The following is a 6000-nucleotide window of genomic DNA, read 5'->3' on the forward strand; positions in this document are numbered from 1 at the left end:
TTCTTCATTTTTTTACTTTTTAACTTCGTTTTCCAATAAGTGATGCTTCACTTGTGGGATTGATAACTTTAGTTGTGATCCTATCACATCTTGCAGTAAAGATTAGCGAATTGGTTTTTTTGATTCAAAACTATTAATTTTTGTAATGAAAGTTAAGTGATCCCAATGGAATTTAAAAACAAACAGAAAAAATAGTCAACGTTTATGGCTAAATTTAGTTTTCGAACAGTTCAATGTATTAAATAAACACCATCTTATGAAATCTGTGTTATGATATACTCATGATGAAATCTGAAAAATTTATGGAAATAGATGTCAGAGCAAAAAGAAAAATGAATATAACATTCATCTTTTCTTCTTTGGCGTATATTGGATTGTTTGCTGCATCCGTGAGTATGGTTCCACTTTATAATATTTACGAAAAACTCATAGGACTGACTACGGCAGAAATAACGCTGGCCACTGTTTTTTATTTCTTAGGCTGTGCAGTTGCTTTGCTTTTCCTTTCTCGTGAAGCGAATATTATCGGGAGAAAACCTATTGGATATTTAGCCATATTTTTAGGTTCTGCAGCCATGATATTAATGTTAAACATTAAAACATCAGGGTTTATTATCTTGGCGCGTTTTATTCTTGGCCTGGCTTGTGGTTTAGCGGCTAATGTTTTATCATTGTTAGTCATCGAAAGCGGAATATACCAGAAAAAAGGGCTTGTAAATATCATAACAGGTTCGATGATGTATTTAGGAATTGCTGTTGGGGCATTACTTTCGGGTAGTTTAGAACAAATCAACGCCTCACAAGCCCATAATGTTTATTGGATCATGCTTATTTTCTTGTTCTTTAGTGTGATTGGTTTGATTTTTGGCGCTGAAACGCTTCATCATAGGACGAAAGGTTTTTGGGATGTCTTAAAACCTCGAATACTCATCCCCCAAAAAACACGTCCTATTGCACTTGCTTCAAGTATAATATTAATCATGAGCTGGGCAATGGGTGGTTATTTCCAATCTTATAGCTCATTAATTGCAGGTGAAATTTACCATCAATCGGGGTCATTGACCGCTGCATTGATTTTACTCACTTATATGGTTTGCAATGCGGTTGGAATTAGTCTAGGAGAGCGTTTTGAAAATCGAAATTTAGGAGAACTTGTTGGTGTCTTAATGTATGTGGGATTTGTCGGAAGTTTGGTTCTATCATTATATATTAAATCAATCCCCCTTTGCTCTATTTCTATTGTAGGTGCTGGGATTGGACAAGGGATCGGTTATTCAAGTGCTCTTCAAAAGTTTCTAAAAAAAGCAAAACCCTTTGAAAGAGCAGGATTACTTTCTTTCATTTTTCTAATTGCTTATGGAGGAGCGGGGCTCGTGACATTTGTTTCAGGTCGTCTAACTCGTTTGCTTAGTTTTACACAAATTACGTTTTGTTTTTTTGCTTGGCTAGCGATTTTGGGTCTTGCCTCATTAATAATTTTATTTTTAGAAAATAGAAAACTGAAGCATTATAAAGTTTGAGATTAATAACCAGTCAACATAAGAATTTTATAATGAGTGGTTCATTATTAGCAAGGTACAGAGATAATGAGTATGAGTTTACCTTCATTCTTATTGAAGATCTTTTGTAGGATCATTTATGAAAAGATACTTACATGAGTTTCATAAATAGAAATCAGTAGAAAAATACTAAGTTGTCATTCGTAAGGCTTAGTATTTTTTTATTTGATCTGACTTGCCTTAAATCCCTTTACCAAATATTTTTCAATTAGTAATGGGGGATGAAATAAAGCCTGATCATTGATTGTCTAATAAAATGAATAAATAGGCTCCTAAATTTACTTATAAACCATAAGCATCATTAAGTTTGATTAATTGAAAAAATACCCCATATGGTATATAATGATTAAAGGAGTAATGAATGAGATCAATTAGTGCAGAAGAACTTTCTAAAATTACGGCGTTGAATGGTAGAATCATTGATATTCGAGAAAACTTCGAATATTCAAAAGGACATGTTCCAAATGCCATCAATATACCAATGAGTGAACTGATGGAACGAATGGCCGAAGTTAATCATGGAGATTATATAATATGTCAATCGGGCGAGCGGTCGATGAATGCGTGTACTTTATTCGATCTCTTGGGAATCGATGTCATCAATGTTGAAGATGGAACCGATGCATTTCCACTGGAATTAAAAAAATAATATTAAATATGAATATACCGATGAGGGTATTAAGGAGAAGAAATGGAATATACACTTACAGATCAAAATTTTGATGTTGAAACAAGCAACGGACTTGTAATAATTGACTTCTGGGCAGCTTGGTGTGGTCCATGTCGTATGCAAGCACCAGTTTTAAAGGAACTGTCAGAATTATTGCCAGAGAGCCAATTAAAAGTATGCAAACTCAATGTTGATGAGAACCAAGCAACTGCTTTTAAATATAATATTATGAGCATCCCAACTTTAATGTTCAAAAAAGATGGAAAAGTTGTTAAAGAAGTTGTCGGTGTTCGCTCAAAAGGTCAACTATTAGAAATCATTAAAGAACTAAACAAATAAAAAAAGCCAGCTGCATGTGCTGGCTTTTTTTAAAATCAATAAACAGATTGCTGATAAGAATTTTTTTGCCAGAAACTAAGTGGTATGAAACTTCGTCCCCTCTAAAAACTAATTCATAACGGTTAATTATTTAGGTCCTTTTATCCTTGAAAGATCGAGTGATGAAGACGTTAGGCTCATTAGTCAAGGGGGATGTAAAACAAGAAGAAATTGAGTTTTGATCGTTTTTTTAAGAGCGATAAATTAAACGAGATTCATCAGAGTCCTTGAATTATTATTTTAATTCCTTTTTAAGTTGATTGAAGTGGAAAATGAATAGGAGGGAATATTTTCTAAGGGCAAAAAAGTTAAGTGAGTGACCATTAATGAGCAATATTAATCAATTGTTGTTCAAAAAGATTTCCAATTATATTTCGAGTAAATCTGAAATCGTCCCTCAGTATTTGGATAATGAAAGTCAATACCAAGAATCAAAAAGTCTTTTTAGCTCCGATATTGAAATGAATCAGAGAACAATTAATTGGACTTTAATAATTTCATCGAGCCTATTAAAAAGAAAAAATCGTTCTCAATTAGTGAGGCATTTATTTACCGCTTATTGCCCTCTAACTTCAGGAATAAAGCATCATTTATTGTTCACTTGAGAAATCAACCATACCCAATACAATGAATAACGGTCCAAATATATTTATAAAAAAAGAGCTGATGGATATCTAACTATTGGCTTTTTGCTATGAAAAATTTTAGTATTAAAGAAAAAAGAACTTATTAATTTCAAAATGAAATATTTAATTTTATATAAGACGTAAAAGAACGTACTGATCATTATGACTTGAGCAATAGGGCCACTTTTTATACTATGACAGGCAGGAATTCATGAGGAATATACTGCGTAGCCCTCACAAAACTAAAAGGGTAAATGTTTTCAGTGAATCAAGCAGGGTCTCACATAATGAATTTTCGCCTTTGATCCTAATGTTCAAAGATGGGGATAATAATAAAGATTTCTTCCCTGAAAATCTGATTGCAATATTAAGTAATTAAGTTGGCTCCAATTTGTAAAAAAGTTACTGGAACTGACTGCAAGCTCCCCTTTCTCTCGCTCTTTTAATAGACTTTATCAGAAATAAAAAATAAGTGGTATTTAATTTGAATCATCGGTCGTGCTTTTGACTTGGAATATTCATATGATTTCAAGCTAACTAGCTAGTCTTTGAAGCACGATTAGTGGATTTGTACAAGGCCATTCAGTGTCTGATTATTACAAGTTCTGTGTTTCATCGGCATCGTAAAATCCCACAAAGGTAAGCTGAAAATACCCATTCATTGAAGAGAAAAAGCAAGTGAAACAAGTCAAGTCAACACTTCGTATTTCATTGAACACGTGAGCGCCGAAATCAAAGGCTCAAGAAATTTTCACTAAATGTCGTTACAGATTTAAATGATTTATGAAGGAAATGTATCAGATGTACGCCATTAAGAATAAGGAATTTAATTTATGGGAATTCTATTAAAAAAGTAAGAGTTGTAAATTCTTGCATCAAAGAGTAAAATGAAAAATAGTGAAATAAACGAATAGGGTTACACATTATGAAAATTTATCTGCAATTATTACTTATCTTGGGCTTTTCCTACATAGGAAATCTGATCTCTAGCCTCTTTAATCTGCCTTTTCCGGGCTCAATTATTGGAATGATTTTTTTATTTTTAGCACTGCAATTTAAACTGTTAAAAATTCAAGACATCGATACGGTTGGGAGTTTTTTAATCAACAACATGACCATTTTATTTTTGCCTGCAGGCGTAGGTATAATGGCAAAATGGGGGCTTATTTCTCATTTTTGGATTCAAATTTTACTGATCGTCGTTTGTGCTCTAATTGTTAACATTTTTGTTCTCGGCACCCTCGTTCAATGGCTGAAAGTCAAATTTGAAGGGGATTATATTTCTCCTGATTTGATTTCTCAAAAAATTGCCCTTGATGTCATCAATCAGCATTCAAGAAACAAGAATAAATGGCAAACTCAAGCTAAGAAAGGAGATAAGATTCATGTGGAATGAAATCACAGCAGATCCCTTATTTGGCCTCGTTTTAACGCTACTTGTCTTCATGGTTACAGTAAGGATCAATGAAAACGTCCAAAAACCTTGGACCAATCCTTTACTATTATCAACGGTTATTATTATTTTAGTCTTATCTTTTACTCATGTTCCTTATAAAAATTATTATGGAGGAGGCTCGATTCTGAATGATTTGATTGGGCCGAGTACTGTTGCCCTTGCGCTTCCCTTATATAAAACTTTTCATCTGATGAAACATCATGCACGGAGTATTATCATTTCTATCACCTGTGCCACAATCATCAACACCACTCTTACGGCTCTTGCAGCCAAATTTTTTGGTCTGAGTCGATTGGCAAGTTTATCAATTTTCCCAAAATCAGTTACAACAGCAATGGCAATGGGCATTTCTGATAAAATGCATGGTGTCGAACAAATCACCGTCGTAGTGGTTGTAGCAACTGGAATTTTAACAAGTGTCATTGGTGCCCAATTACTGGCTTTGTTTAAAATAAAAGACCCTGTTGCACAAGGGATTGCCTTAGGTGGAACAGGTCACGCAATTGGAACTGGAACTGCGATTGGACTGGGGAAAGTTCAAGGCGCAATGGCTGCACTTAGTATCGGGATTACGGGGGTCATGTACGTCATCATTGTCCCCCTTGTTGCAAAAATAATTCTAGGTTATTAAAAAGCTGAGTCTTTGCTCAGCTTTTTTATTTGTCCAACATTGATAGAGAAGGAATTAAGAATGAACGCTCGGTTGAACAATTTTTAATCGTGTGATTTGGGAAGTACTTCAAATATGCTTGGAAGAACAAGAAAAATACACAGTACATTCAGAGCTTGGAATTTACAATTATCAAATCTTCTATTGAAAAAATAAAGAGAAAAAAGATGATAATACTTTTTAGCTAGTAGTACCAAGTGTTTGGATCCTTCGAGGTGTTGCATTTTATTTGATTTTTGTAGTTTGATTTTTTGATTAAATCACCGTGAAATAGCAAATATGAGCGATAATTTTCATTTTCTACCCACATTTTCACCCACACTTTTTGAAAATTTGAGTAATGTTACGTAGTGCGTAGAACAGATAAGGATCACAAATATTTTGAAAAAAAGAATGAAGTAGTAGTGATTTATTTCATTCAAATTTGGAAAAATAATTAAACGATGTTGTAACAGTGCATATGAATGGATCAAGAAATTTAGTGGGCAGTAATAAAATACAAAAAATTTATAAAATAAAGAGCCGATTGAAAAAAACTATCGACTTTTTGTTTTGTATTGTTTTAGAAAATTGCTTAATCAATATCAAAATGATTTATTTGATAATGATAAATAGGATTGATGTTATCCTTAAATCTTAGA

Annotated in this window: 4 protein-coding genes and 1 pseudogene; all 5 read left to right on the forward strand. The window is 33.2% G+C overall.

What is annotated here, in order from left to right; all coding sequences use genetic code 11:
* Window positions 1-281: 281 nt before the first annotated feature.
* Entirely contained in the window at window positions 282-1520 is a 1239-nt protein-coding gene (locus tag RT41_RS02830; RefSeq protein ID WP_096817298.1) for an MFS transporter, read from the forward strand.
* 400 nt (window positions 1521-1920) lie between these two features.
* Window positions 1921-2208, forward strand: coding sequence for a rhodanese-like domain-containing protein (locus tag RT41_RS02835; RefSeq protein WP_054639190.1), 288 nt, complete (start codon window positions 1921-1923; stop codon window positions 2206-2208).
* Between the two features lie 42 nt (window positions 2209-2250).
* Window positions 2251-2568: a thioredoxin gene (gene trxA / locus RT41_RS02840; RefSeq protein ID WP_096817300.1), complete on the forward strand. Its 318-nt coding sequence runs from the start codon at window positions 2251-2253 to the stop codon at window positions 2566-2568.
* A gap of 1590 nt (window positions 2569-4158) precedes the next feature.
* Window positions 4159-4518: pseudogene (locus tag RT41_RS02845) on the forward strand (CidA/LrgA family protein); the annotation flags it as partial.
* Window positions 4519-4618: 100 nt separating this feature from the next.
* A complete protein-coding gene (locus RT41_RS02850; protein ID WP_096817304.1) occupies window positions 4619-5320 on the forward strand; it encodes an LrgB family protein in 702 nt (233 codons plus the stop codon).
* Window positions 5321-6000 lie beyond the last annotated feature (680 nt).

The organism is Lactococcus fujiensis JCM 16395 (assembly GCF_002441655.1).
GTDB classification, from domain to species: Bacteria; Bacillota; Bacilli; order Lactobacillales; family Streptococcaceae; genus Lactococcus; species Lactococcus fujiensis.